Source organism: Sodalis praecaptivus (assembly GCF_000517425.1).
Lineage (GTDB): Bacteria > Pseudomonadota > Gammaproteobacteria > Enterobacterales > Enterobacteriaceae > Sodalis_A > Sodalis_A praecaptivus.
Window position 1 is genome coordinate 922,082 of sequence record NZ_CP006569.1, and the last position, 24,248, is coordinate 946,329.

Genomic DNA, 24,248 nt, shown 5'->3' on the forward strand with positions numbered 1-24,248 from the left:
CGGCGCCCTCGGCATAACAACGATAATTTAAGGCCCTGCCTCTGACTCTGCCAACACACCCTTATTAATAATAAACCGTGCCCGCACTGCGGGGACGAAACGCTATTGGAGTTTGCTATGCCCATCGCATTGCTGGCGCTGGCGCTGAGCGCTTTTGCTATCGGCACCACCGAATTTGTCATTATGGGATTATTGCCGGAGGTCGCAGGGGACCTCGCGGTCAGTTTGCCGGACGCCGGCTGGCTGATTAGCGGCTATGCGCTGGGCGTAGCTATCGGCGCACCGATTATGGCGATAGCCACCGCGCGTTTGCCGCGCAAAACCTGTCTGGCGCTGCTGATGGTGATCTTTATCATCGGTAATGTGCTTTGCGCGCTGGCCTATAGCTATGGGCTGCTGATGATAGCGCGGGTGGTGACGGCTCTTTGTCACGGTGCGTTTTTCGGTATCGGGGCGGTGGTGGCCGCCGGATTGGTGCCCGCCAACCGCGGCGCCTCGGCGGTGGCGCTGATGTTTACCGGTCTGACGCTCGCCAATGTGCTCGGCGTCCCCGCCGGAACCTGGTTGGGGCAGCTGTTCGGCTGGCGCGCGACGTTCTGGTGCGTCTCCTTACTGGGGGCGGCGGCGCTGCTGGCGCTGCTGGTCAGTCTGCCGGCACAGCGCAACGCCGCGCCGGCCAATCTGGCGCGGGAAATGTCCGCCTTGCGTAACGGGCGGCTGCTGCTTTCGCTATTGATGACGGTATTTTTCGCCGCGGCCATGTTTACTTTATTCAGTTATATCGCGCCGCTGCTGTTGCAGGTGACGCATATCAGCGATCGGGGCGTGAGCTGGACGCTGTTTTTGATTGGCGCCGGTTTAACGGTGGGCAATTTGCTGGGGGGGCGGCTCGCCGATTGGCGGGTGTCGGTGGCGCTTATCCTGAGTTTCGCGCTGATAGCGCTGTTTTCGGTGCTGTTCCGCTGGACCAGCGGTACGCTGTGGCCGGCGGAAATCACGCTGTTTTTCTGGGCAATGGCGACATTCTGTACCGTGCCGGCGCTGCAATTCAATGTCGTGGCGCACGGCAATGATGCGCCGAATCTGGTGTCGACGCTGAATATTTCGGCGTTCAACATCGGCAACGCTCTCGGGGCATGGGTGGGTGGTCAGGTCATTGATGCCGGCCTGGGGCTGACCATGGTGCCGCTGGCCGCCGGCGGGTTAGCGCTGGGTGGGTTGCTTATCTGCCTGGTGACCTTTTCCCGTCCGCCGCGCCGGCCGTTGACCGCATAAGGCCGACAGAGGTGCGGCTACGTCCGCGACGTGGCGACGGGCGACCGTGCCTAAGCGGCTCGTCGGCGGTAGGAGCGTACGCCGGCAGGTCCGTGGCGGCAGAGACGCCGACGCGCCAGCGTAGCCTCAGCGCGCCTGCATTACGCGGGCAAGTCGATCGGGCACCTCGGCGGCGAAGCGCTGTAGGAAGCCGCTGATCTCATTCACCAGCGCGGAGGCCGGCCGGTGCAGCGGACGGATCAGGCTCACGGTGAAGGGGACCGCGATACTAAAGGGTCGGATGAGGACGCCGCTGGCCGCATAATCCAGCGCCGTTAGCGGATTGACAATCGAAAGCCCGACCCCGGCGCGCACCATGGCGCAAACCGAAGCGGCGCTATGGGTCTCCACTACCCCCTGTCGTTCCACTCCCGCCTGCTGAAAATGCCTATCCAGCCAATGCCGGTAACTGTCGGTCGCGGAAAGGCTAATGTACGGCAGGGCACGGAAATCTTCCGGCGTTAACAGGGATTTGGCGCCGAGGGGATGGCCGGGCGGCAGCACGCAAACTTCATTGAGAGTCATCAGGGTTTCGCGGCGAGTGCCCGCTGGCGCCGTCGGGTTTTCCGTCAGACCCAAATCAAAACGCTGGGCGGAAAGCCACTCCTCCAGCAGCGGCGACTCCTGCGGGATAATATTCAGGCTGATTTCCGGGTGCGCGGCGAAGAAAGCGCGACACACTTCCGGCAGCAGCGACTGGGAAAATACCGGCAGGCAGGCGACAGACAGTTGCGCCTGGCGATATTCCCGAATAGCGCGCGCCGCGCCGAGGATCCGGTCCATGCCGTAGTACGAGCGCTGGACTTCCTCGAATAGCCGCAACCCTTCATGGGTCGGCTTCAGACGGCCTTTGATTCTCTCAAACAGCGTCAACTGCAACAGCTGTTCCAGCCGCGCCAGTTCACGGCTCACGGTAGGCTGAGACGTGTGCAGCAGCCCCGCCGCCTCGGTCAGATTCCCCGTGGTCATGACCGCGTGAAAAATATCAATCTGCCGTGAACTTACCGCCGCCATCTTCCGCCTCGCCTTAAAAGCAATATCATAAATGAATAGATAGGGACAAAAAAGATATTTTATTAATAGGCGCCGATGCATTACAAAGAAGAGTCCCCAGCCCACGCCGGCGCTGCCGGGATCGCCCCATCGCCTACGAGGACCACCATGCCGCACGATCTTTTCACCACGGAACGCGCTCTGAACGCCGCTAACTTATTGCCGTTGCACCAGCAGTATGGCGGCCCGGTCTGGGTATATGAAGCGGAAACCATCAGCGCGCGCATTGCGCAACTACGCCGTTTCGATACCGTCCGTTTCGCCCAGAAAGCCTGCTCCAATATCCATCTGCTGCGCCTGATGCGCAGCCATGGCGCCAAAGTGGACTCGGTGTCGCTCGGGGAGATTGAGCGTGCGTTACTGGCCGGTTTTCAGCCGGGGACCGCCAGCCATGACATCGTTTTTACCGCCGATTTACTGGATGAGCCGACGCTGGCGCGGGTCATTGAGCTTGGCATCCCGGTCAATGCCGGCTCGGCGGATATGCTGGCGCAGCTTGGCGCCCGCTCGCCGGGGCACGAGGTCTGGCTGCGGGTCAATCCCGGTTTTGGCCATGGCCACAGCCAAAAAACCAATACCGGCGGTGAAAACAGCAAACACGGGATTTGGCATGAAGAGTTGCCGCAGGCCGCGGCGCTTATCCGTCGCTACGGCCTGCGGCTTATCGGCATACATATGCACATTGGTTCGGGTGTGGATTACGCCCATCTCGCGCAGGTTTGCGACGCCATGGTGCAGCAGGTCATCGCCAGCGGACTGGATCTCGCGGCCATTTCCGCGGGCGGCGGGTTATCGGTACCTTATCGTTCGGGTGAGGAGGCGATTGATACCGATCACTACTTTGGCCTGTGGGATGCTGCCCGCCGGCGGATTAGCGCGCATCTTGGGCATCCGGTGGCGCTTGAAATAGAACCGGGCCGGTTTTTGGTGGCGGAAGCGGGCGTACTGGTGGCGCAGGTCAGGGCGGTCAAAGCGATGGGCAGCCGCCATTTCGTGCTGGTGGATGCCGGGTTTAACGATTTAATGCGCCCGGCGATGTACGGTAGCTATCACGCTATCTCGCTGCTGCCGGCGGACGGTCGCGATCGCGGCGCGCAACCGCTGCGCGATACCGTGGTGGGGGGACCGCTGTGCGAGTCCGGCGATGTCTTTACCCAAACCGCCGGCGGCGGCGTCGCGCCGCGCCGTTTGCCGCCGGCCCAGGTGGGGGATTATCTGGTCTTTCACGATACCGGCGCTTATGGCGCGTCCATGTCCTCGAATTACAATAGCCGCCCGCTTCTGCCGGAGGTCTTGTTTGAACGGGGTCAGGCGCGGCAAATTCGCCGCCGGCAGCCGCTGCAGGCGCTGTTTGACCTGGAGATATCGCCGTTCTGAAACAGGCGTTGGGTTGAGCTTGCTCCCTGCGGCGTGCGGCGCGCATCGCCGGCGCGATGGCGCCCACAGTGCCGTCTAAACGCTGCGGGGGAGGGCAGGTGAGTCGATACCTCACCGTGCGCCGCCGCGGCCAAACGCTAGAGGTCGCCAGGGGATGTTCATGGTGAAAGATTTAGCTCCAGCGCAATGTCATCGCCCTCAAGCCCGACGAAGCGAATTTGCCGCCAGTCGCGAATGTGGCCGCGAATGCGGGGGCCGGGCTGCGGCGCGCCGCCAACCTGGATGACGCTGCAGCCTGCCGCCAGCGCGCTGTGGATGCCGGCGGGGGCGTCTTCAAACACCAGGCAGTCGCTGGTCGCGATGCCGAGTAATTTCGCGCCCAGCCGATAGGGCTCGGCATCGGGTTTACCGCGGGTCACCTCATTGGCGCCCACCATCAGCGCGGGCAACGGCAGTCGGCAGCAGGTCATCCTGTGCCGAGCTACCCGCTGGCTGGCGGAAGTCACCACGGCCCAGGGGACGTCGCCGAGAGAACTGAGGAAGTGGCCGGCGCCCGGGATTTCCCGCGCTTTGCCGCTAAATTCAATCTCCAGCCCGTCAAGCACCGCGGCCTGTTCTTCCAGCGGTAAATGGGGGGCGACCCGATGAATGACGTCGCGCGAACGAACCCCATGACAAATGCTGAGTACCTGCTGGGGCGCAATATGATTGATACGACACCAGTGACGCCAGATAAATTCAACCTGATGCGTGGAGTGGACTAATGTTCCGTCCATATCAAACAGCAAAGCTTTAGATTTAATTAATTTCATTATCATTCCTTAATTATCTCATCGCTGGTTGGAAAGGGTGATAGCCAAACTATGACTTCCGCTGGTTTTTTCCCGGCGGAAGACCGGTAGGGTCTGAATCGGTACAGGTTGTTATATGAATAGAAGGCGAAAATTGTGTGCACTCTTGGGTAAATCGCGCTTATTAACACCGCCGGCAACACTCCCGCCCCGGTGGTGCGGACGTCGGGCCAGAGGGGGGAATGCAACAGTTTGGTGTCATGTATTTAGGCGATGAATAATAGATATTTTTATATTGTTTTGTCGCATATGTTTATTTTTGCTTATTTTAAGTCGCTGCTCTTTTTTATTTGCCGATAATGCGCGAGGATTTATACATAATGAAAGGCCCCTGCAGATTAATTATTCATGACAGTTCAACATGAAAGGGGTAATTTGTATAATTGAAAAAAGTTAATTGGCGATAGGAGTTTGGAATGGACATTCGGCAACTCCGGGCGTTTGTCACTCTGGCTGAGTGCCTGAGCTATCGGGAAGCGGCGGAAAGATTGTGGCTGACACAGCCCACGCTGACCAAACAGATCAAAATGCTGGAGGCGGAAATCAATTTGGTCCTGTTTTTGCGCGATAATCACGGTACCCAGCTCAGCCGACATGGTCAGCAACTTTATCAGGACGCGAAAAAATTAATCGGTCAGTTCAACGCGTTCAAGACGCTGTGCCAGCAGTTGACCAATGGCAAGCGCGGCGCGTTGTCGTTGGGGTTTATTTCTTCGGCGACGCCGGTGATGCCGGCCATTATCACCGCCTTTCAGAATGCCTTTCCCGACATCCATCTTGGGCTACAGGATATCTCTTCGCCGGTGCAGCAAGAGCGCATCCTGAGTGGTCAACTGCAGGCGGGTTTTATGCGTATCCCGGTGTCGCCGCCGCTGGCGTTCCGTAAAACCGGCTCGGACTGCTTAACGCTTATCTTTCATAAGAGCTGCCGGCACCAGCAGGAACCGCTGCATCAGCTTTGGCGTCGCTGCACGCTCTTTACCGTGAATGCGGAAACCTGTCCTGGTTCGGCGCTGCAAATCAATAATTTCATCGCTGCGCACGGCATCGACGCCCGCAAGATGCAATGTATCAGCGACACCCGTACCTTGATGACCATGGTGGAATCCCGCATGGGGGTGGCAATTTTACCGCAAAGCGCGGTGACGGTGCCGCACCAGGACATAATCTGCCAGCCGCTGCACGGTGAATTCGCCCGCTGGGATATCGGCCTGGTGTGGAACGAAAAGATTGCCGATCCGGTGCGTGACAGTTTTATCAGCCAGGTTACCGCCATGCTGGCGCCGGCCTGAGGATGCCGGCTGGGTTAGCGCGCCGGCGAGGACTCGATAACGTGCTGGCTGCGCACACGCCCGGTGGGGAGATGATGACATGTTGGCGCGCCGACCAGTGGCGGGAGGGAAACAAGGCGGCGCTAAGCGGGCGCTCGGGGCGAAGTTGCTGAGCGGTAGCAGCGAAGACGCGCGCGCGATCGGCACGTAAGGGCGGCAGGCCAAAGGCCGCGTTCGGCTTTCGGCCATGCGCAAAGGAGGGCGGGGCCGCGCAGCGACCCCGCCCCCGCCCTCGCCGTCAGGCGTGGGACTGACCGCCCAGCGGCCGGTAGGCGATAAAGTAAATCAGCGCGACAAAGATGCCGCCCCCTACCGCATTACCGAGGAAGACCGGCGGAAAATTGATCACGTAGTCGTGCCAGGTAGCCTGGCCGGCGAAAATCGCCGCCGGGATGACGAACATATTCGCGACGACGTGCTGGAAGCCCAAATCGACAAACGCCATGATGGGAAACCAAATGCCCAGGATTTTGCCCGCCATGTCTTTGGCGGCATACGCCAACCAGACCGCCAAACTGACCAGCCAGTTACAGCCGATAGCCGAGATAAACGCGTGGGTGAAGTCGGCGGAAATCTTGGCGTGCGCGGTGGCGACGGTCTTCGCCAAAAACGCCCCTTCGGTCATACCGAGAATATGGCCGAAGAACCAGGCTATCATCAGGCTGCCGATAAAGTTGGCGAGCGTAACCCAAAACCAGTTACGGATAAGCGCCAGCACGCCGATTTGCCGGCTGAACAGCGCCATGGGCAACGTCATCATATTGCCGGTCAGCAGCTCGCCGCCCGCTAATACCGTCAGAACCAGGCCGACCGGAAACACCGACGCGCCGAGGAACACGCCAAACGATCCCCACGCCGGCGGCAGGCTGGAAATGACGTGGATATCCAGCAGAAAGCCCAGGGCGATAAACGCGCCCGCCATGACGCCCAGGACCAGCAGTACCGGTAGGGAGGCTTGACTTTTCGCGACGCCGGTATGCATGGCAATTGCGGCGACTTCTTTGGGTGAATAAAACGACATGTGATTCGCATGTTAATAGAATGATAAGGTGCCACGCATAGTAGCTTCTCACTCCGGCGAAGCCAACACTAAATCAGACGAGTCAGGGTAAAAAAGTGTTAACGTCCCCGCTCTGCCTCTGCCCCGTTGCGGCTGCGTCGTCAACGCCGCTGCCGGGCAAACCGGCCGTTTTCCGGTACGGTGGCCTCCATGCCGCGGCCAGTGACCGGCACAGCATTGCGGGGAGGGAGGTGATGGCGCTGCGGGGTTACTGTTGCTGGTATTCACCGCTGCCGCGCCGTTGGCCGCAATAAATACCAACAATGTCGTGAGAGGCGCTACGCCGCCGGCGGCGCCACGGAATGGCGACGCACCAGCGTCGGACTGAACATATTGGTTACCTCCGGCAGCGGCTCACCGTTGGCCAGCGCGAGCGCGAGCTGCGCCGCCTGAGTGGCCATGGCCACCACCGGGTAGCGGATGGTGGTCAAACGGGGCCGCAGGTAGCGCGATATCAGCACATCATCGAAGCCGACCAGCGACATATCCTGCGGCACCTCAATGCCGTTATCGCTCAGTACCGCCATCGCGCCGGCGGCTGTCGAGTCGTTATAGCAGGCAATGGCGGTAAAATTGCGGCCGCGGCCCAGAAGTTCGGTCATCGCCTGTTCCCCGCCCACCTCATCCGGCTCGCCATAGGCAATCAGCTTTTCATCCAGTTCAATGTGAAATTCCTCCAGCGCGTCCCGGTACCCCCGCAGGCGGTCGACGCTGTCGGGAATGCTGTGGCTGGAGCAGATAAAAGCGATGCGTTGATGCCCCATCTGGATAAGATGGCGCGTGGCCAACCAAGCGCCGTAGCGATCGTCCAGCGCCACGCAGCGATCGGCGTAATCGGGCAAGATACGGTTGATAAGCACCATGCCCGGCATATGCGCCATCAGCGTATTGAGCTCGTCAGCCGGGATCATTTGCGCATGCACCACCAGCGCGGCGCAGCGGTGGCGGATCAACTGCTCAATCGCCTGGCGCTCTTTATCCAGAATATGATAACCGTTGCCGATAAGCAGAAAATTGCCGGTCTGGTAAGCGACCTGTTCCACCGCCTTGACCATGGCGCCGAAAAACGGATCCGACACATCGGCGACGATAAGCCCCAAGGTTTCCGTGGACTGCTGCGCCAGCGCGCGGGCGTTGGCGTTGGGGTGGTATTGCAACTGCTCCATCGCCTGCATGACCGCCTGACGCGATCCATCGCTGGTTTTCGGCGAGTGGTTAATCACACGCGAGACGGTGGCGACTGAAACGCCCGCCAGTCTGGCGACATCCTTTATGGTGGCCATGAGCACATTTCCGACGTCGGGAAGTCATCGTTTACATTCGCTAGTTTCACGGAAAATAACTTTAACCGCAAGAAGTTAGCATGATGCGGTAAAAATTAACCGCCGCGGCGGCTATTTCCGGTCATTGGTCGGGCGAAGTATTTTGGCGCCGCCAAAGAAGAAATGGTATTTTCCCGCCAGGTTAACCGGCATTGAAGAGAGCAGGGTATGGCGATTTCACGTTTTCCGCAATTGGCGCACTGGGGCGCTTTTACCGCAGTCGTAGAGGATGGCACGTTGCTGCGCTGCGAGCCTTTTAAGCACGACCCGCACCCCTCGCCGATGCTGGCGTCTATCGCGCCCATGCTCTATTCCGACCAGCGCATCCGTAAACCGGCGGTACGCCGCTCCTGGTTAACGGCGCGGGAAAACAGCGATCGCGGCTTGCGCGGCCGTGACGAGTTCGTCGAAGTCGGCTGGGATCGCGCGCTGGATCTCATCGCACAAGAGAATCGCCGGGTGCGGGATCGTTTTGGCGCCGAAGGTATTTTTACCGGCTCTTATGGCTGGTCCTCCGCCGGCCGGGTCCATCACGCCCGCTCGCTGGTGCGGCGTTTTCATTTCGCCGGCGGCGGTGCGGTGGATCAGGCGGGTAATTACAGTTGGGGGGCGGCCCAGTTCTTTTTACCGCATATTATCGGCAGTTATAGCCCGTTAACCGGTAGGGTGACTAGTTGGCCGAGCGTCATTGCCCATTGTGGGTTGTTTATCGCCTTCGGCGGGCTGGCGTTAAAAAACGCCCAGGTTTCGTCCGGCGGCGCCGGCGAACATTCGCTCCAGACCTGGTTGGAAAAGTTGGCCGCCAAAGGGACGCCGGTTATCAATATCAGCCCAACGCGGGACGACTGTCCCGCCTTTCTTAACGCGGAATGGATCCCTATCCGGCCGAATACCGATACGGCACTGATGCTGGCGCTGGCTTGGGAAATCCAGCACCACGGCGCGCAGGACCAGACGTTTCTTGAGCGTTATTGCGTCGGCTGGCCGCAGTTGGCCGCCTATTTGCGCGGCGCAGGGGACGGTTTAGCCAAAACCCCGCAATGGGCCAGCGCGATTACCGGCATCCCCGCCGAGCGTATTCGGCGGTTGGCGCGGCAATTGATGGCGGCGCCCCGCAGCATGATGACCTGTGCCTATGCGCTTCAGCGCGCCCATCGCGGCGAGCAACCCTATTGGATGGTGATTGCGCTAGCGGCAATGCTCGGGCAGATAGGCCTGCCGGGAGGCGGTTTCGCCTTCGGTCACGGCTCAATGAACGGCGTGGGTAATCCACGGCTGGACGCCTTGGCCCCCAGTTTGCCGTTAGGCGTCAACCCGGCCGCCGACCTGACCATACCGGTCGCGCGCATTGCCGATATGCTGCTGCATCCCGGCGGTGAGTACAGCTTTCAGGGGCAGCAGCGGCGTTATCCCGCTATTGACATGATTTACTGGGCGGGTGGCAACCCCTTCCATCATCATCAGCAACTGAACCGGCTGTTGGCGGGCTGGCGCAAGCCGGCCACCGTCGTCGTGCAGGATATCTGGTGGACGCCGGCCGCCAAGCTGGCCGATATTGTGCTGCCGGTCACGACCTCGCTGGAGCGCAACGATATCGGCGGTTCATCGCGCGATCGCTATGTCCTGGCGATGCAACAGGCGGTGGCGCCGCTGCATCAGGCGCGCAATGACTTCACCATTTTCGCTGAACTCGCGGAGCGTCTCGGTTATCGGGAAGCCTTTACCGGCGGGCGCGACGAACGTGGCTGGATCGAGACGTTATATCAGCAAAGCGCGCTATCCCATGCCGCCGCTGGCCATTGCTGGCCGTCTTTCGACACTTTTTGGCGGCAAGGTTATCTGGAGGTGCCTGCTCCCGCGGAAGACTATGTGTTTATGGCGGACTTTCGCCAGGATCCGCAGCGGCATCCGTTGCATACCCCGAGCGGCCGTATCGAACTTTTCAGCGAAACCATTGCCGGTTTTGCCTACAAAGATTTTGGGCCGCTGCCGGAATGGCGTCCGCCGGCGGAATGGCTGGGGGACGATCGTGCAGCGCGCTATCCGCTGCATCTTATCACCGTCCAGCCCCACGATCGGCTGCACAGTCAATTAGACCCGGCGCCGCTGGCGCAGGCCAACAAAACCGCCGGGCGCGAGACGCTCTACCTGCATCCCGCGGACGCCGCACGGCGCGGCATCGCCGATGGCGAGCAGGTCAGCGTGTATAACGATCGCGGCCGTTTGCTGGCGGGTGCCAGGCTTAGCGATGGCGTGGCGCCGGGGGTCACGCTGATGGCGACCGGCGCCTGGTTTACCCCAACCTGGCGGGAGGACGACTTGCCCGCCACGGAACAGTCCGGCAATCCCAATGTGCTGACGCTGGATATCGGCACCTCGCCGCTGACCCAGGGACCGAACGCCATGAGCTGTCTGGTGGAGGTCAGCCGCTGTCCGCCCGAGGCGACCTAGCGGGAGGGCATGAGGCGGGGGCGGCATCTCACCGCGCGTGCCAGGGGCAGCGCTATGAGCTGTCTCCTAGGGTTCCGCCGCTGTTTGCCTGTCACTCCTAATATTTGACGATGTCCGTCGTCGCCGGCTGGCCTGCCAGCGGTCGCCGCCTTTCCCGCGGCGGTGGCGAAAGCGGCCCTGACGGGCGAGATGTTTATAATCCTGGGACAATTTTTACAGTTGGTTTCACTTCGAGCGGTAATCTTGCGATTGTTCGGTAGTGATGAGGCGTCAGGGGCATTAGAGTGTGTACTCCCAGAGGTATTGATTGGTGAGAAATCAACATACTCTGTATGTTGAAACCATTTCAGTTGCACCAACCTACGCGGACGCGTAGGTTTTTTTTTGCCCGCGATCCCTCTCTTTTCCCCGCTTTGCGCCGGACGCGCGCTTTCCCCACGCGGGTCTGCTAGTATTCCTGCCGCCGATGAAAACCTTTACGGCCCGTCCTGCGTGGCCCTCGCCGGAGATAACCGCCTATGCCTGCTTATAATGAGTATGACCAACCGATTGGTGACGCCCTGTGCGCCTGGCAAGCGCGCCCCCAACCGCAGCGCGTGGTGCTGACCGGCCGCAGCTGCCGGCTGGAGCCGCTGACGGCGGCGCACTTTGATACGTTATACGACGCCTGGGCACAGGCGGAAGACGGCCGTGACTGGACTTACCTGCCGGTGGAGCGCCCCGCGAGCCGGCAGGCGTGCCGCGTCTGGCTGACGGCGCTGGCCGCCAGCGAAGATCCGCTTTTCTTCACCGTGGTGGACCGCGATGGCGATCGGGCGGTGGGAACGGTGGCGTTGATGCGTATTGCACCGGCGCACGGCGTGGCGGAAATCGGCTGGGTGAACTGGTCGCGGGGAATGCGGCGTTCGCGCATGGGTACCGAAGCCATCGCGCTGCTGCTGGCGTATCTGTTCGATACCCTCGGCTACCGGCGCTGCGAATGGAAATGCGATAGCCTGAACGCACCGTCGCGCCAGGCCGCGCGCAGGCTGGGATTTTGCTACGAAGGCACTTTCCGCCAAGCGATCGTCACCAAGGGCCGCAATCGCGACACCAGCTGGTTTGCCATCGTTGACGCGGACTGGCCGGCTATCCGGGCCGCCTATACCGCCTGGCTGGCGAATGACAACGTCGACGCCAATGGCGGACAGCGGCGCGCCCTTGGCGAATTCATGCCGGCCTAGCGTCGTCCGCGCGGCGTTGCCGGTGCGGTATGTCTTTAACCTGCTAAGATTAATCGACATAATGATGAGGCAGGATCCGTTCATCGGCCCGGCGAGCGAGCCGCTCCCCGCGGACGGATGACCGGCGCGCCGGCGTTGCCATGTCGGCCCCCGCCAGAAGAGATACATAAGGAGATGGCATGCTTTTTAAGGTTTTGCGTCTGCTGTTCAGGCTGATGTACCGGGTCGAAATCATTGGCGATACCCGCCTGTTGACGCAACCCCGGGTCATGTTGACCCCTAATCACGTCTCGTTTCTCGATGGCATTCTACTGGCGGTGTTTTTACCGGTAAAGCCGGTGTTCGCGATTTATACCACCTTGGACAATGCCTGGTTTATGCCCCTGATTCGGCGCTATGCCGATATTATTTCGCTTAACCCCACCCGGCCGCACAGCATCAAACAACTGATCAAGGCCGTCGGTCAAGGCCGGCCGGTGGTGGTATTTCCAGAGGGGCGGCTGACCGTTACCGGCGCGCTGATGAAGGTGTATGACGGCGCGGCGTTCGTCGCGGCGCGCGCTGATGCGCTGGTGGTGCCGATGTGGATAGACGGTCCCGAGTTTACCCCTTTTAGCCGCATGGGAGGGATTTTCCGCCGCCGCTGGTTTCCCAAAATTACCCTGACGCTGCTGGCGCCGACGCCGCTACCGATGCCGGAAGGCCGCCGCGCGCGCGATCGCCGCCGCGCCGCCGGCGAACGGCTGCGGACAATCATGATGAACGCGCGTATGGCTTCCCGTCCTGCGCTGACGCTGTATGACGGTTTACTGCAGGCGATGCGGCGCTATGGCGACAGCAAGCCCTGCATGACCGACATGACGCTGAAAACCGATAGCTATCATGTTTTGCTGAAAAAAAGCCTGGGGGTCAGCCGGATTTTGCAGCGCCTGGCCGCGCCGGGTGAACATGTGGGTCTGTTGCTGCCGAACGCCACCATCACCGCCGCCGCGGTTATCGGTGCGCTGATCCGCGGCAGGGTGCCCGCCATGCTGAACTATACCGCCGGCGTCGGCGCCCTGAACCACGCGGTGGACGCCGCCGGGCTGAAAATCATTGTCAGCTCCCGTCAGTTTCTCGATAAAGCGCGTTTAACGGATTTGCCTACGCAGGTGACCGGCGCGCGCTGGGTATTCCTGGAGGATCTGCGCCACAGCTTGACGCTGTACGACAAGCTGTGGACCCTATGTCATCTGTTGGCGCCGGCGCGGGCCGCGCGGGCGCAGCGTCCTGACGATAGCGCGCTGATTCTGTTTACGTCCGGATCCGAAGGCACGCCGAAAGCGGTCGTGCATTCCCACCGCAGCATCATGGCCAATATAGAGCAGATACGTACCGTGGCCGACTTTACCCCGCGGGACAAATTCATGTCGGCGCTTCCGCTGTTCCACGCCTTCGGTCTGACGGTGGGGCTGTTTACGCCGCTGATGACCGGCGCCCAGGTACTGCTTTATCCCAGTCCGCTGCATTACCGGATTATCCCGGAACTGGTATATGACCAGAACTGCACCGTGTTGTTCGGCACCTCTACGTTCCTTGGCCATTATGGGCGTTTCGCCCACCCGTACGACTTTGCCCGTCTGCGCTATGTGGTGTCGGGGGCGGAAAAACTGTCCGATGCCACCCGCCAACTGTGGCAGGAGCGATTCGGGCTGCGTATTTTGGAGGGCTATGGCGTCACCGAATGCGCGCCGGTGGTGGCGATCAATGTCCCGATGGCGGCCAAGCCGCATAGCGTCGGCCAGATCTTGCCCGCCATGGATGCCCGGCTGATCGCGGTGGCGGGTATCGAGCATGGGGGGAGGTTGCAACTGCGCGGGCCGAATATCATGAAAGGCTACCTGCGCGTCGGCAGCGGCGGCGCGGTGGAGCCGCCCGCCGCCGAGAACACCGACGGGCAGAGCGAGCCGGGCTGGTATGACACTGGGGATATCGTCACGCTGGACGAGCAGGGTTTTTGTACTATTCAAGGGCGGGTAAAACGCTTCGCAAAACTGGCGGGAGAAATGGTGTCGCTGGAGAGCGTCGAACAATTGGCGCTCAGCGTATCGCCGGACGCCCGGCACGGCGCCACCACCCGCAGCGATAATGCGCGCGGGGAGGGACTGGTGCTTTTCACCACCGACGCCGGCCTGACGCGGGATAAGTTGTTACAGCAGGCGCGTAAGCAGGGCGCGGCGGAAATTACCGTACCGCGCGACATCCGGCATATCGCGTCGCTGCCGCTGCTGGGCAGCGGTAAACCCGATTATGTCACCCTCGGCGAAATGGCGGCTCAGCCGGAGTCTGATGCATGATGTCTTCCCATGACGGGGCCCCGGCGGGCGGGCTGTGGTCACGATCGATGATGGCGGTGATGGTGGCGCAGTTTTTCTCGGCGTTCGGCGACAACGCGCTCCTGTTCGCCACGCTGGCGCTAATGAAAACGCTGCACTATCCCGACTGGAGCCAGCCGATACTGCAAATGCTGTTTGTCGGCGCCTATATCGTCCTGGCGCCGTTCGTCGGTCATTTCGCCGATGGTTTCCCCAAAGGTCGGGTCATGATGGTGGCCAACGGCGTGAAGTTGGTCGGCACGCTACTCGTCTGTTTCGGCGGCGATCCGTTCCTGGGCTATTGTCTGGTGGGCGTCGGCGCCGCGGCTTACTCCCCGGCCAAATACGGCATTCTCGGCGAGCTGACCACCGGTGACCAATTGGTGCGGGCCAATGGGTTGATGGAAGGCTCTACCATTGCCGCCATCCTCATCGGGTCGGTGGCCGGCGGTGTGCTGGCGGATTGGCATGTTGCCGGCGCGCTGGCGATTTGCGCGCTGACGTATGGATTAGCGATGCTGGCCAATCTGTTTATTCCTCGGCTGACGGCGGCGCGCACCCGCCCTCACCACCGGCCGCTGGAGATGATGCGCGCTTTTTACGATCACTGCCGTCTGCTGGGACGGGACGGTCAGACCCGCTTCGCCATTATCGGCACCAGTTTGTTCTGGGGGGCGGGCGTGACGCTGCGTTTCCTGCTGGTGCTCTGGGTCCCGGTGGCGCTGGGCATTACGGATAACACGACGCCGACCACCCTGAACGCCATGGTGGCGGTGGGCATTGTTTTTGGCGCCGCCGCCGCCGCCCGGTTTATCCGGCTGGAAACGGTACGCCGCTGCATGCCGGCGGGAATAGTGTTGGGCGGCGCGGTGGTGATGTTCAGCGTGCAGCATCACCTGCTGCCCGCTTATGGGCTGCTGGCCGTTATCGGTATGCTGGGCGGTTTCTTCATCGTACCGCTTAACGCCCTGTTACAGCACCGTGGACAGCAGAGCGTCGGTGCCGGCAACGCTATCGCCGTGCAAAATTTCGCCGAAAATATTGCCATGCTGCTGATGCTGGGGCTGTATACGCTGGTGGTGTCATTACAGGTAGCGGCGGCGGCGATAGGGGTAGGCTTCGGTCTGCTGTTCGCGCTGGCGATCGCCGTGCTCTGGTGGTTTAGCCGCGGGGAGGCGCGCGGCAGCCAACGGTAGCGCCAGGGCAAGCCTTGCGCCTCCCTTGCCGGCGCTGCGCTCCCCGCCCGGCGCGCCGTTTTTTAGGGCGCGGGGAAGGTGTAGCGGCCGTGAATCTCTTCGAGTGAAGCCAGCAGCGTCTCGTCGAGATCCAGCGTCAGGCTGTCAAGGTTGCTTTGCAACTGTTCGAGGGTGGTTGCGCCAAGCAGCGTCGAGGCGACGAACGGCTGACGACGAACGAACGCCAGCGCCATCTGCGCCGGATCCAGCCCGTGGCGGTTCGCCAGCGCGACATACTCGGCGATCGCCGCCTGGGTATGCGGAGCGCTATAGCGAGTAAAGCGGCTAAAGAGCGTATTCCGCGCGCCGGCCGGCCGGGCGCCGTGCAGATATTTGCCGCTCAGGGTGCCGAACGCCAGGCTGGAGTAGGCCAAAAGCTCCAGTCCCTCAAACTGGCTTATTTCCGCCATTCCCACCTCAAAACTGCGGTTGAGCAAACTATAGGGATTTTGCACCGTGACAATGCGCGGTAGCCCGTGCTTTTCCGCCAACTGCAGATAGCGCATCGCCCCCCAAGGGGTTTCATTGGAAATGCCGATATAGCGAATTTTCCCGGCACGGACCTGCTCATTCAGGGCCTCCAGCGTTTCCAGCAGCGTGACCGGCAGTTTCTCATCGGTGTAACGATAGTTTAATTTGCCGAAGCAGTTGGTGCTGCGCTGCGGCCAATGCACCTGATATAAATCCAGATAATCGGTGTTCAGGCGCCGCAGGCTGTCTTCCAGCGCCTGACGGATGTTTTTGCGATCCAGCATTTGCTGCGGCCGGACCTCCAAATCGTTGCCGCGCGCCGGGCCGAGCACTTTACTGGCCAAAACGATCTTTTCGCGCTGACCGCGGCGCTTTAACCAGCTACCGATATAGCGCTCCGTCAGCCCCTGGGTTTCAGGACGGGGCGGTACGGGGTACATTTCCGCGGTGTCAATTAAGTTAACGCCGCTGGCGAGAGCGAGATCGAGTTGGTCATGGGCTTGCGCTTCGCTGTTTTGTTCGCCGAAAGTCATGGTACCCAGGCCGAGCACGCTGACTTCCAAAGAACTATGGGGAATACGGTGATAAAACATCAGGGCAGGTTCCTCAGTGACGTAAACGTACAGGCGTGATCGCACCGCCTTGACTGACTATAACCAAGCCGAGGCGGGGGGAGAAGGGGAAAATTAAACCTGCGGCGCGCTGCCGGGCGCGGGGATCATCTTTCGATGATCTGCGAAACATCGTTGCCGTTGATTTGCCTTTCGTTGCCACGTTCGTCGGTATAACGGATTAGACCGGTGGTTTTATCGATTTCAGGCTTGCCGTCGGTCAATATCATCTGGCCATCTTTGGTCGCCATGACGTAATCACTGGTGCAGCCGGCAAGCAGCGCGACGCCGAATAACGCCGGCATCAGCAGAAAGCGTGTTTTCATTATCGTTTTCCATCCATTAAGAGACCTATATCGTTAACATCATAGGCAAAAAACATCGCCTGCACTAGCGATGCGGGCGAAAATTCCCGCGCCCTTTTCCATTGCGTGTCGAGGCGCGTTCAGGCATCGGGGCCGGAAGGCCGCTGACCGGCTTTTTTATTGCGTAAGAGATTCAGCGTTTCCACCGCCAGCGAGAAAAACATGGCGAAATAGATATACCCTTTCGGCACGTCGATAGCCGCACTTTCCAGAATCAGCGCGCCGCCAACCAAAATCAAAAACGCCAGCGCCAGCATTTTGACCGACGGGTGTCTATCGACAAATTCGCCTATCGGCCGGGCGGCAAAGAGCATTATCGCCACCGCGATGATGACCGCCGCCATCATGATAAACAAATGGGAGGACAGGCCTACCGCGGTGATGACCGAGTCCAGACTGAGAATAATATCGAGCATCATGATCTGAGTTATGGCGCCGAGATAGGATTGGACCGTGCTGTCCTCGCCGCCAGCGCTGCCGTGGAACGATTCCATTATCTCCCGGCACGATTTCCAGATAAGAAAAATGCCGCCGAAAAACAAAATCAGATCCCGGGCGGAAATAGGGTGTTCCAGTAGATAAAACAGCGGTTTGACCAGATGGCTGACCCAGGCGATCGCGGCCAGCAGGCCGAGTCGCATCACCATGGCGCCAAACAGACCCAGGCGGCGGGCGCTGCTTTGCTGTGAGGGAGGAAGTTTGGCGACGACCACGGACAGGAAAACAATATTATCAATACCCAGGACGATTTCCAGAAGGGTCAGGGTTCCCAACGCCAGCCATGCGTCCGGATCGGCAATCCAATCAAACATTACACACATTCACCTAAACGAAACATAAACGATAATTATACGCGGTGTTGTCGGTGGGCTGGCAAGAGAAAACGCAGTCATAACAGGAAATGGCGCGCCAGCAGCTGGGCGGTGAAGTTTTTTTTCAAGTAGAAACCGCGCGGCAGCGTTAAGATCGGCTGGCCAAATTCACCGACGGCGGCGGTCAGCGCCCGTCCGTTGGCGGCTTTTGGCCGCAGCTGTAACACTTCGCCGTGGCGGGCGGTGATGCGTTCCACCTTGCCCAGCACGATGAGATCCATCAGCTCTTCCCAGTCGCGTCGCAGCTGTAGCTCTTCCTCCGCATTCGGACTCCACAAGAGCGGCGCGCCGATGCGGCGTCGCGCCAGCGGGATCGTCCGTAGGCCCTCGACCGGGATCCAAAGCACCCGCGCCAGCTTATAACGCACGTGGCTGGTTTCCCAGGTCACTCCGCTATTGCCGGTCAGCGGCGCCACGCAGACAAAGGTGGTCTCCAACGGTTGTCCGCCGCTGTCTACCGGAATGGTTTTCAACTCAACGCCGATGGCGGCAAAATCCTGCTCGGGCTTACTGCCGGCGCTGGCGCCCAGATAGCGTTCCAATAGGACGCCGATCCAGCCTTTGTCGCGCTTAAGATTGGCGGGGATCGGCAGACCGGCCTGGGCAGATAACTCCCCCAAGGTATAACCCGCCAGCGCATCGGCGCGACGCAGCAGTTCCCTTTCATCGGCGGGGGGATGGGATGCAAGGGAAAGCGGAATCGGGCTGTTCATTTCGCGGTCCTGAACTGAATAAAAACTAAGCACCTGCGGCACATCCGCGCCGCTAACGCGGGTGGCGGCGGAAGAAAAAATAATAATAGCATGATTTTAAGCTCTTTTTTAATGACCTTGACGGGCAGGACGTAAGCCTGATTGCAGTTGTACACCCGCTACGGCCAACAATGAACAGGATCTTACACCAGGTTATCCACAGATTTGCGGGATAACCCGGTCAATCGACGAGTACTGTTTCTATTTACAGCCTTGACGTCGCCATTTTTAGCCTATTTGTCCATTTATTTGCGACGTCGATCCGTTTTTCTGTGGATAAAATCAGCGATGGTTGTTTTTTATCCATGCCCGGTGAAGAGATTTTTCACCGCCGCGGCGGCGCGCCTTTCGTGACGAGGGTAAACGTTTTAGTCTGTTGATCTTCTTCTCTATTTTTTTGTTTTTTATCCCCCGCACGGGCGTTTGGCGAAAAGTTTTACCCATCTAATCCAGCGTTGCACACAAACCTATCCACAGAAAAAGTGCATAAAGTGGCGCCCGCTCGCCGATAACTGTTTATAACTCGGCGCCATTAAGCGCCCCGAAGAGGGTTATTCACCGGCGATTAGTGAAAAGCAGTGGTTTACCGTTCAGAGCGAGTATGAAACAATCGGAACATCTTACATTTTATGTAATCGAGGTAGTCCGGTGATCGATGATGATGGCTACCGCCCGAATGTTGGTATTGTAATCTGTAATCTCGACGGGCAGGTGCTGTGGGCCAGGCGATACGGACAGCATTCCTGGCAGTTCCCCCAGGGCGGCATCAACGCTGGCGAGACCGCGGAGCAGGCGATGTACCGCGAGCTGTTCGAGGAGGTCGGTCTGAGCCGCAAAGATGTGCGTATCCTGGCTTCGACGCGTAACTGGCTGCGTTATAAACTTCCCAAGCGGCTGGTCCGCTGGGACACCAAGCCGGTGTGTATTGGTCAGAAGCAAAAATGGTTTCTGCTACAGCTCATGTGTCCGGATGCGGATATCAATATGCAGCGCGGGGGGATCCCTGAATTTGACGGCTGGCGCTGGGTCAGCTTCTGGTACCCGGTACGCCAGGTCGTTTCCTTTAAACGGGACGTGTACCGCCGGGTAATGAAGGAATTTTCCGGCGTCGTGATGCCGCTGCAGGAAACTGCGGCGCAGCGTTCCGCGCCGGCACACAGACGGAAAAGAGGCTAAGTCACGCAGATTATGCTCACGCGTTTGCGGGAAATCGTTGAAAAGGTCGCAGCCGCGCCGCGTCTGTCGGATTCACTTGACATTCTGGTGAATGAAACCTGTCAAGCGATGAATACCGAAGTCTGTTCGGTTTATTTGGCCGATAACGATCGTCGCTGCTATTACCTGATGGCGACGCGCGGTTTGAATAAACCGCGCGGGCGCACGATCACGCTGGCATTCGACCAAGGAATTGTTGGCCTGGTCGGACGGCTGGCTGAGCCGATTAACCTGGCGGACGCCCATACCCATCCCAGTTTTAAATACATTCCGGCGGTGAAAGAGGAGCGTTTTCGTTCCTTTCTCGGCGTGCCGATTATTCATCGCCGTCAGTTGCTCGGCGTACTGGTGGTGCAGCAGCGCGAGCACCGGCAGTTCGACGAGAGCGAAGAATCGTTTATGGTCACGCTGGCCACGCAGATGGCCGGCATACTATCCCAGTCGCAGCTCAACGCGCTGTTCAGCCAATACCGGCAAACCCGGATCCGCGCCCTGGCGGCCGCGCCGGGGGTGGCCATCGCTCAGGGCTGGGTGGATAGCAGTCAGCCCTCCCTTGATCAGGTTTATCAGGCATCGTCGCTGGACAGCGGCCACGAGCGCGAACGGCTGACGCTGGCGCTGAACGAATCCGTCGCCGAATTCCGCCGTCTGAGCAAGCGGTTTACCGCCAGCGCGCAGAAAGACAGCGCGGCGGTGTTCGACCTGTACAGTCATTTGCTCAATGATGCGCGTCTGAAACGCGATCTGTTTGCGGAAATCGACGGCGGCGCGGTGGCTGAGTGGGCGGTAAAGCTGGTGATTGAACGTTTCGCCGAGCAATTCGCGCTGCTAAGCGACAGCTATTTGCGCGAGCGCGCCGGCGATTTGCGCGCGCTCGGCCAGCGACTGCTGTTCCATCTTGATGACAGCGCCCGCAATGTTGTTCAGTGGCCGTCACGTTTCGTGCTGGTGGCCGACGAGTTGAGCGCCGCGCTTCTGGCCGAAGTGCCGCAGGATAAGCTGGTGGGGGTGGTGGTGCGCGACGGTGCCGCCAATTCCCACGCCGCGATCCTGGTGCGGGCGATGGGGATCCCGACGGTGATGGGCGCCGATATTCAGCCGCTGCTGCTTAATCAGCGCTTGCTGATCGTCGACGGCTACCGCGGTGAACTGCTGGTGGATCCCGAGCCGGTGCTGGTGCAGGAGTATCAACGGCTGGTGAGCGAAGAGCGTGAACTCACCCGGCTGGCGGAAGATGATGTGGAGCAGCCGGCGGCGCTGAAAAGCGGCGAACGCATCCAGGTGATGCTCAACGCCGGTTTGAGCGCGGAACATGAGCAGCGCCTCGATAATCGGGTGGACGGCATCGGCCTGTACCGCACGGAAATTCCCTTCATGTTGCAAAACGGCTTTCCCTCGGAGGAGGAGCAGGTGGCGCAATATCAAGGGATGTTGCAATTGTTCCCCGGTAAATCGGTGACGCTGCGCACTCTCGACGTCGGCGCCGATAAACAGCTGCCCTATATGCCGATAAGCGAGGAAAATCCCTGCCTGGGCTGGCGCGGTATTCGTATTACCCTTGACCAGCCCGAGATTTTTCTTATTCAGGTGCGCGCGATGCTGCGCGCCAACGCCGCTACCGGCAATTTAAGTATTCTGCTGCCGATGATAACCAGCGTCGATGAGATTGACGAAGCGCGCCGGCTCATCGACCGCGCCGGACGCGAAGTTGAAGACGTGCTGGGCTATGCGCTGCCCAAGCCGCGCATCGGTATTATGGTGGAAGTGCCGGCCATGGTGTTTATGCTGCCGGCGCTGGTGAACCGGGTGGATTTTCTGTCGGTCGGCACCAACGACCTGACGCAGTATTTGTTGGCGGTGGATCGCAATAATACCCGGGTGGCGGCGTTGTACGATAGTCTGCATCCGGCTATGTTGCAGGTGCTGCAAAAAATCATTAGCGAGTCGGCGCGGCTGGGGCTGGCATGTAGCCTGTGTGGCGAAATGGCCGGCGATCCGATGGGCGCGTTGTTGCTGGCGGGCATGGGCTATCGTACGCTGAGCATGAACGGCCGTAGCGTGGCGCGCATCAAGTATTTACTGCGCAATGTGGCGCTGAACGAGGCGCAGGGATTGGCGGAGCGGGTCATTGGCGCGCAAAACAGCATCGAAGTCCGCCATCAGGTGGCGGCGTTCATGGAGCGGCGCGGCCTGGGCGGCCTGATTCGGGGCGGGCGCTGAGCAGGAATCGTTACACCTGCCGGCGGTTATTTACATCCCCTGACTCTCGCCGCCGCGCCGCTATGCTATGATACGCGACTTCACGCCGCGCAGGGAAAGCGCCTGCGCGGCATGTACAGCGGCCGCCGCGGCATCCGGCGGCCGGATAACAAAAACGACGACGTTGTGGTGATGAATGACGACCCATTATCTGGCCTTTCCTCAGTTTGACCCGGTGATCTTTTCCCTGGGCCCGGTTTCCCTGCACTGGTACGGTCTGATGTATCTGGTGGGCTTCGTCTTTGCCATGTGGCTGGCGGTACGGCGCGCGAATCGCCCCGGCAGCGGCTGGCGCAAAGAAGAAGTCGAGAATCTTCTCTATGCCGGTTTTCTCGGGGTATTTCTCGGCGGCCGTATCGGTTATGTGCTGTTTTATAATCTGCCGCTGTTTCTCGATAATCCCCTTTACCTATTTAAGGTCTGGGACGGCGGCATGTCGTTCCACGGCGGCTTAATAGGCGTCATCGTCGTGATGCTGTGGTTCGCACATCGCACCCGCCGCCATTTTTTCCAGGTGGCCGATTTTGTCGCGCCGATGGTACCCTTCGGCCTGGGCGCCGGCCGTTTGGGGAATTTTATCAACGGCGAGCTGTGGGGTCGGGTCACCACCGATACGCCCTGGGCAATGCTGTTTCCCGGTTCCCGAGAGGAAGATTTGGCGCTGCTGCCGGCCAATCCGCAGTGGCAAGCGCTGTTTGAGCGCTACGGCGTGCTGCCTCGCCATCCGTCGCAGATTTACGAGATGCTGCTGGAAGGCGTGGTGCTGTTTATTATTCTCAATCTGTTTATCCGTAAGCCGCGGCCTATCGGCAGCGTCTCCGGTTTGTTCCTGATTTGCTACGGCGCCTTTCGGATTCTGGTGGAATTTTTCCGCCAGCCGGATGCTCAACTGGGCCTGTTTAGCGGCGTCATCAGCATGGGGCAGATTTTATCGCTGCCGATGATACTGGCCGGCGTGATTATGATGGTCTGGGCGTACCGCCGCCGTCCCCTGCAACCTATGTCCTGAGGTATTATGAAACAGTATTTGGATTTGATGCGTAGGGTGCGCGCGCAGGGTACGCCAAAAGCGGATCGTACCGGCACCGGCACCCTGTCGGTGTTCGGCCATCAAATGCGCTTCGATTTGCGCCAGGGGTTCCCGCTGGTGACCACCAAACGCTGCCATTTGCGATCGATTATCCATGAGCTGCTGTGGTTCCTTAACGGCGATACCAATATTGCCTATTTGCAGCAGAATAACGTTTCCATCTGGGATGAGTGGGCGGATGAAAACGGCGATTTGGGGCCGGTGTACGGCCGCCAGTGGCGCGCCTGGGGGACCGGCGACGGACGACAGATAGATCAATTGGCCGAAGTGGTGCGCCAGCTCAAGCAAGATCCCGATTCCCGCCGCATTATCGTCTCCGCCTGGAACGTCGGCGAGCTGGACAAAATGGCCCTGGCGCCCTGCCATGCGCTATTTCAGTTCTACGTTGCCAACGGCACCTTATCGTGTCAGCTCTACCAGCGTTCGTGCGATATTTTCCTCGGCCTGCCGTTCAATATCGCCAGCTATGCCCTGCTGGTACATATGCTGGCGCAGCAGTGCGATTTGCAGGTCGGAGATTTCGTCTGGACCGGCGGCGATACCCATCTCTACAGTAACCATTTGCAGCAGGCGGACCTGCAGCTGACACGCGATCCGCGGCCGCTGCCGCAGCTGCTGATTAAGCGCCGTCCGGCAACCTTGTTCGATTACCGCTTCGAGGATTTTGAGCTGACGGGCTATGACCCGCATCCGGCAATCAAAGCGCCGGTCGCGGTATAATTCGTCCGTGCGAGGGCGGTGGTCGTCTGCGCATAAACATGAAATGCGGGCGGCGGGCCGTTTTGTGCATAATTGCGAATGCGCCTGCCGCGATCCTCTCGTGCTCAAGTGCGATGATGCCTGCAGCGGTCTTCTCGTGCACAAAAGCGGTGACGCGCACGGCGGTCCAGTCGCGTCTACGCGCGATGGCGCTTGCGGCGGTCCGTTCGCGTATAAAAGGTTCATGCACGGGCGGCGATGTGCCTACACCTGTTCGTGATGGCGCTCACGCCGCCGCTGTATCACTTGCTGCTCGCCGCTCAATGATTGCATCACACGCTAC

19 protein-coding genes are annotated in these 24,248 nt (G+C 60.0%); 11 read left to right on the top strand and 8 right to left on the bottom strand.

From position 1 onward, the window contains the following. Positions 1–117 precede the first annotated feature (117 nt). Positions 118–1,275 (top strand): MFS transporter, encoded by a 1,158-nt coding sequence (locus SANT_RS04215; RefSeq protein ID WP_025421055.1) that lies wholly within the window; start codon positions 118–120, stop codon positions 1,273–1,275. A 126-nt stretch (positions 1,276–1,401) separates the two neighbouring features. On the opposite strand, the gene SANT_RS04220 is transcribed toward SANT_RS04215, so the two are convergent. After that, positions 1,402–2,328, bottom strand: coding sequence for a LysR family transcriptional regulator (locus SANT_RS04220; protein WP_025421056.1), 927 nt, complete (start codon positions 2,326–2,328; stop codon positions 1,402–1,404). Positions 2,329–2,475: 147 nt separating this feature from the next. Here SANT_RS04220 and lysA point away from each other — a divergent pair, with 147 nt between their 5' ends. Beyond that, positions 2,476–3,744, top strand: a complete 1,269-nt coding sequence (lysA, locus tag SANT_RS04225) for a diaminopimelate decarboxylase (protein WP_025421057.1) — start codon at positions 2,476–2,478, stop codon at positions 3,742–3,744. 158 nt (positions 3,745–3,902) lie between these two features. Here lysA and SANT_RS04230 read toward each other — a convergent pair whose 3' ends face one another. After that, a complete protein-coding gene (locus SANT_RS04230; RefSeq protein WP_237234645.1) occupies positions 3,903–4,556 on the bottom strand; it encodes an HAD-IA family hydrolase in 654 nt (217 codons plus the stop codon). 455 nt (positions 4,557–5,011) lie between these two features. Here SANT_RS04230 and SANT_RS04235 point away from each other — a divergent pair, with 455 nt between their 5' ends. Then, positions 5,012–5,887 carry a LysR family transcriptional regulator gene (locus SANT_RS04235; protein WP_025421059.1) on the top strand — a complete coding sequence of 292 codons (876 nt, stop codon included), beginning with the start codon at positions 5,012–5,014 and terminating at the stop codon, positions 5,885–5,887. Positions 5,888–6,164: 277 nt separating this feature from the next. Here SANT_RS04235 and SANT_RS04240 read toward each other — a convergent pair whose 3' ends face one another. Both SANT_RS04240 and galR read right to left on the bottom strand, forming a co-directional pair. Then, the gene (locus SANT_RS04240; protein WP_025421060.1) at positions 6,165–6,947 is read right to left on the bottom strand and encodes a formate/nitrite transporter family protein; all 783 of its coding nucleotides are present in this window, start codon (positions 6,945–6,947) and stop codon (positions 6,165–6,167) included. Positions 6,948–7,264: 317 nt separating this feature from the next. Further along, on the bottom strand, positions 7,265–8,269 hold the full coding sequence (galR, locus tag SANT_RS04245; RefSeq protein WP_038668198.1) for an HTH-type transcriptional regulator GalR: 1,005 nt from the start codon (positions 8,267–8,269) through the stop codon (positions 7,265–7,267). Between the two features lie 207 nt (positions 8,270–8,476). Between galR and SANT_RS04250 the strand changes: the two genes are divergently transcribed. The 4 genes from SANT_RS04250 to lplT all read left to right on the top strand — a co-directional run bounded on the left by SANT_RS04250 (position 8,477) and on the right by lplT (position 15,532). Then, a complete protein-coding gene (locus SANT_RS04250) occupies positions 8,477–10,759 on the top strand; it encodes a molybdopterin guanine dinucleotide-containing S/N-oxide reductase (RefSeq protein ID WP_025421061.1) in 2,283 nt (760 codons plus the stop codon). Positions 10,760–11,277: 518 nt separating this feature from the next. Beyond that, on the top strand, positions 11,278–11,982 hold the full coding sequence (locus tag SANT_RS04255; protein ID WP_025421062.1) for a GNAT family N-acetyltransferase: 705 nt from the start codon (positions 11,278–11,280) through the stop codon (positions 11,980–11,982). A 179-nt stretch (positions 11,983–12,161) separates the two neighbouring features. Next, positions 12,162–14,318, top strand: a complete 2,157-nt coding sequence (gene aas / locus SANT_RS04260; RefSeq protein WP_025421063.1) for a bifunctional acyl-ACP--phospholipid O-acyltransferase/long-chain-fatty-acid--ACP ligase — start codon at positions 12,162–12,164, stop codon at positions 14,316–14,318. Further along, positions 14,315–15,532: a lysophospholipid transporter LplT gene (gene lplT, locus SANT_RS04265; RefSeq protein WP_237234646.1), complete on the top strand. Its 1,218-nt coding sequence runs from the start codon at positions 14,315–14,317 to the stop codon at positions 15,530–15,532. The genes aas and lplT overlap by 4 nt, the downstream gene beginning before the upstream one ends. A gap of 62 nt (positions 15,533–15,594) precedes the next feature. On the opposite strand, the gene SANT_RS04270 is transcribed toward lplT, so the two are convergent. The 4 genes from SANT_RS04270 to mutH all read right to left on the bottom strand — a co-directional run bounded on the left by SANT_RS04270 (position 15,595) and on the right by mutH (position 18,603). Further along, the gene (locus SANT_RS04270) at positions 15,595–16,635 is read right to left on the bottom strand and encodes an NADP(H)-dependent aldo-keto reductase (protein ID WP_025421065.1); all 1,041 of its coding nucleotides are present in this window, start codon (positions 16,633–16,635) and stop codon (positions 15,595–15,597) included. 125 nt (positions 16,636–16,760) lie between these two features. Then, positions 16,761–16,979, bottom strand: coding sequence for a YgdI/YgdR family lipoprotein (locus SANT_RS04275; RefSeq protein WP_025421066.1), 219 nt, complete (start codon positions 16,977–16,979; stop codon positions 16,761–16,763). Positions 16,980–17,098: 119 nt separating this feature from the next. Further along, positions 17,099–17,830, bottom strand: a complete 732-nt coding sequence (locus SANT_RS04280; RefSeq protein ID WP_025421067.1) for a TerC family protein — start codon at positions 17,828–17,830, stop codon at positions 17,099–17,101. A 77-nt stretch (positions 17,831–17,907) separates the two neighbouring features. Next, entirely contained in the window at positions 17,908–18,603 is a 696-nt protein-coding gene (gene mutH / locus SANT_RS04285; RefSeq protein ID WP_025421068.1) for a DNA mismatch repair endonuclease MutH, read from the bottom strand. Between the two features lie 687 nt (positions 18,604–19,290). On the opposite strand from mutH, the gene rppH reads away from it, so the two are divergent. The 4 genes from rppH to thyA all read left to right on the top strand — a co-directional run bounded on the left by rppH (position 19,291) and on the right by thyA (position 23,926). Continuing rightward, positions 19,291–19,818 carry an RNA pyrophosphohydrolase gene (gene rppH, locus SANT_RS04290; RefSeq protein ID WP_025246472.1) on the top strand — a complete coding sequence of 176 codons (528 nt, stop codon included), beginning with the start codon at positions 19,291–19,293 and terminating at the stop codon, positions 19,816–19,818. 12 nt (positions 19,819–19,830) lie between these two features. Continuing rightward, positions 19,831–22,077, top strand: a complete 2,247-nt coding sequence (ptsP, locus tag SANT_RS04295; protein WP_025421069.1) for a phosphoenolpyruvate--protein phosphotransferase — start codon at positions 19,831–19,833, stop codon at positions 22,075–22,077. Positions 22,078–22,252: 175 nt separating this feature from the next. Continuing rightward, positions 22,253–23,125 carry a prolipoprotein diacylglyceryl transferase gene (lgt, locus tag SANT_RS04300; protein ID WP_025421070.1) on the top strand — a complete coding sequence of 291 codons (873 nt, stop codon included), beginning with the start codon at positions 22,253–22,255 and terminating at the stop codon, positions 23,123–23,125. Between the two features lie 6 nt (positions 23,126–23,131). Further along, positions 23,132–23,926, top strand: a complete 795-nt coding sequence (gene thyA, locus SANT_RS04305; RefSeq protein ID WP_025421071.1) for a thymidylate synthase — start codon at positions 23,132–23,134, stop codon at positions 23,924–23,926. The last annotated feature ends 322 nt before the right edge of the window (positions 23,927–24,248 follow it).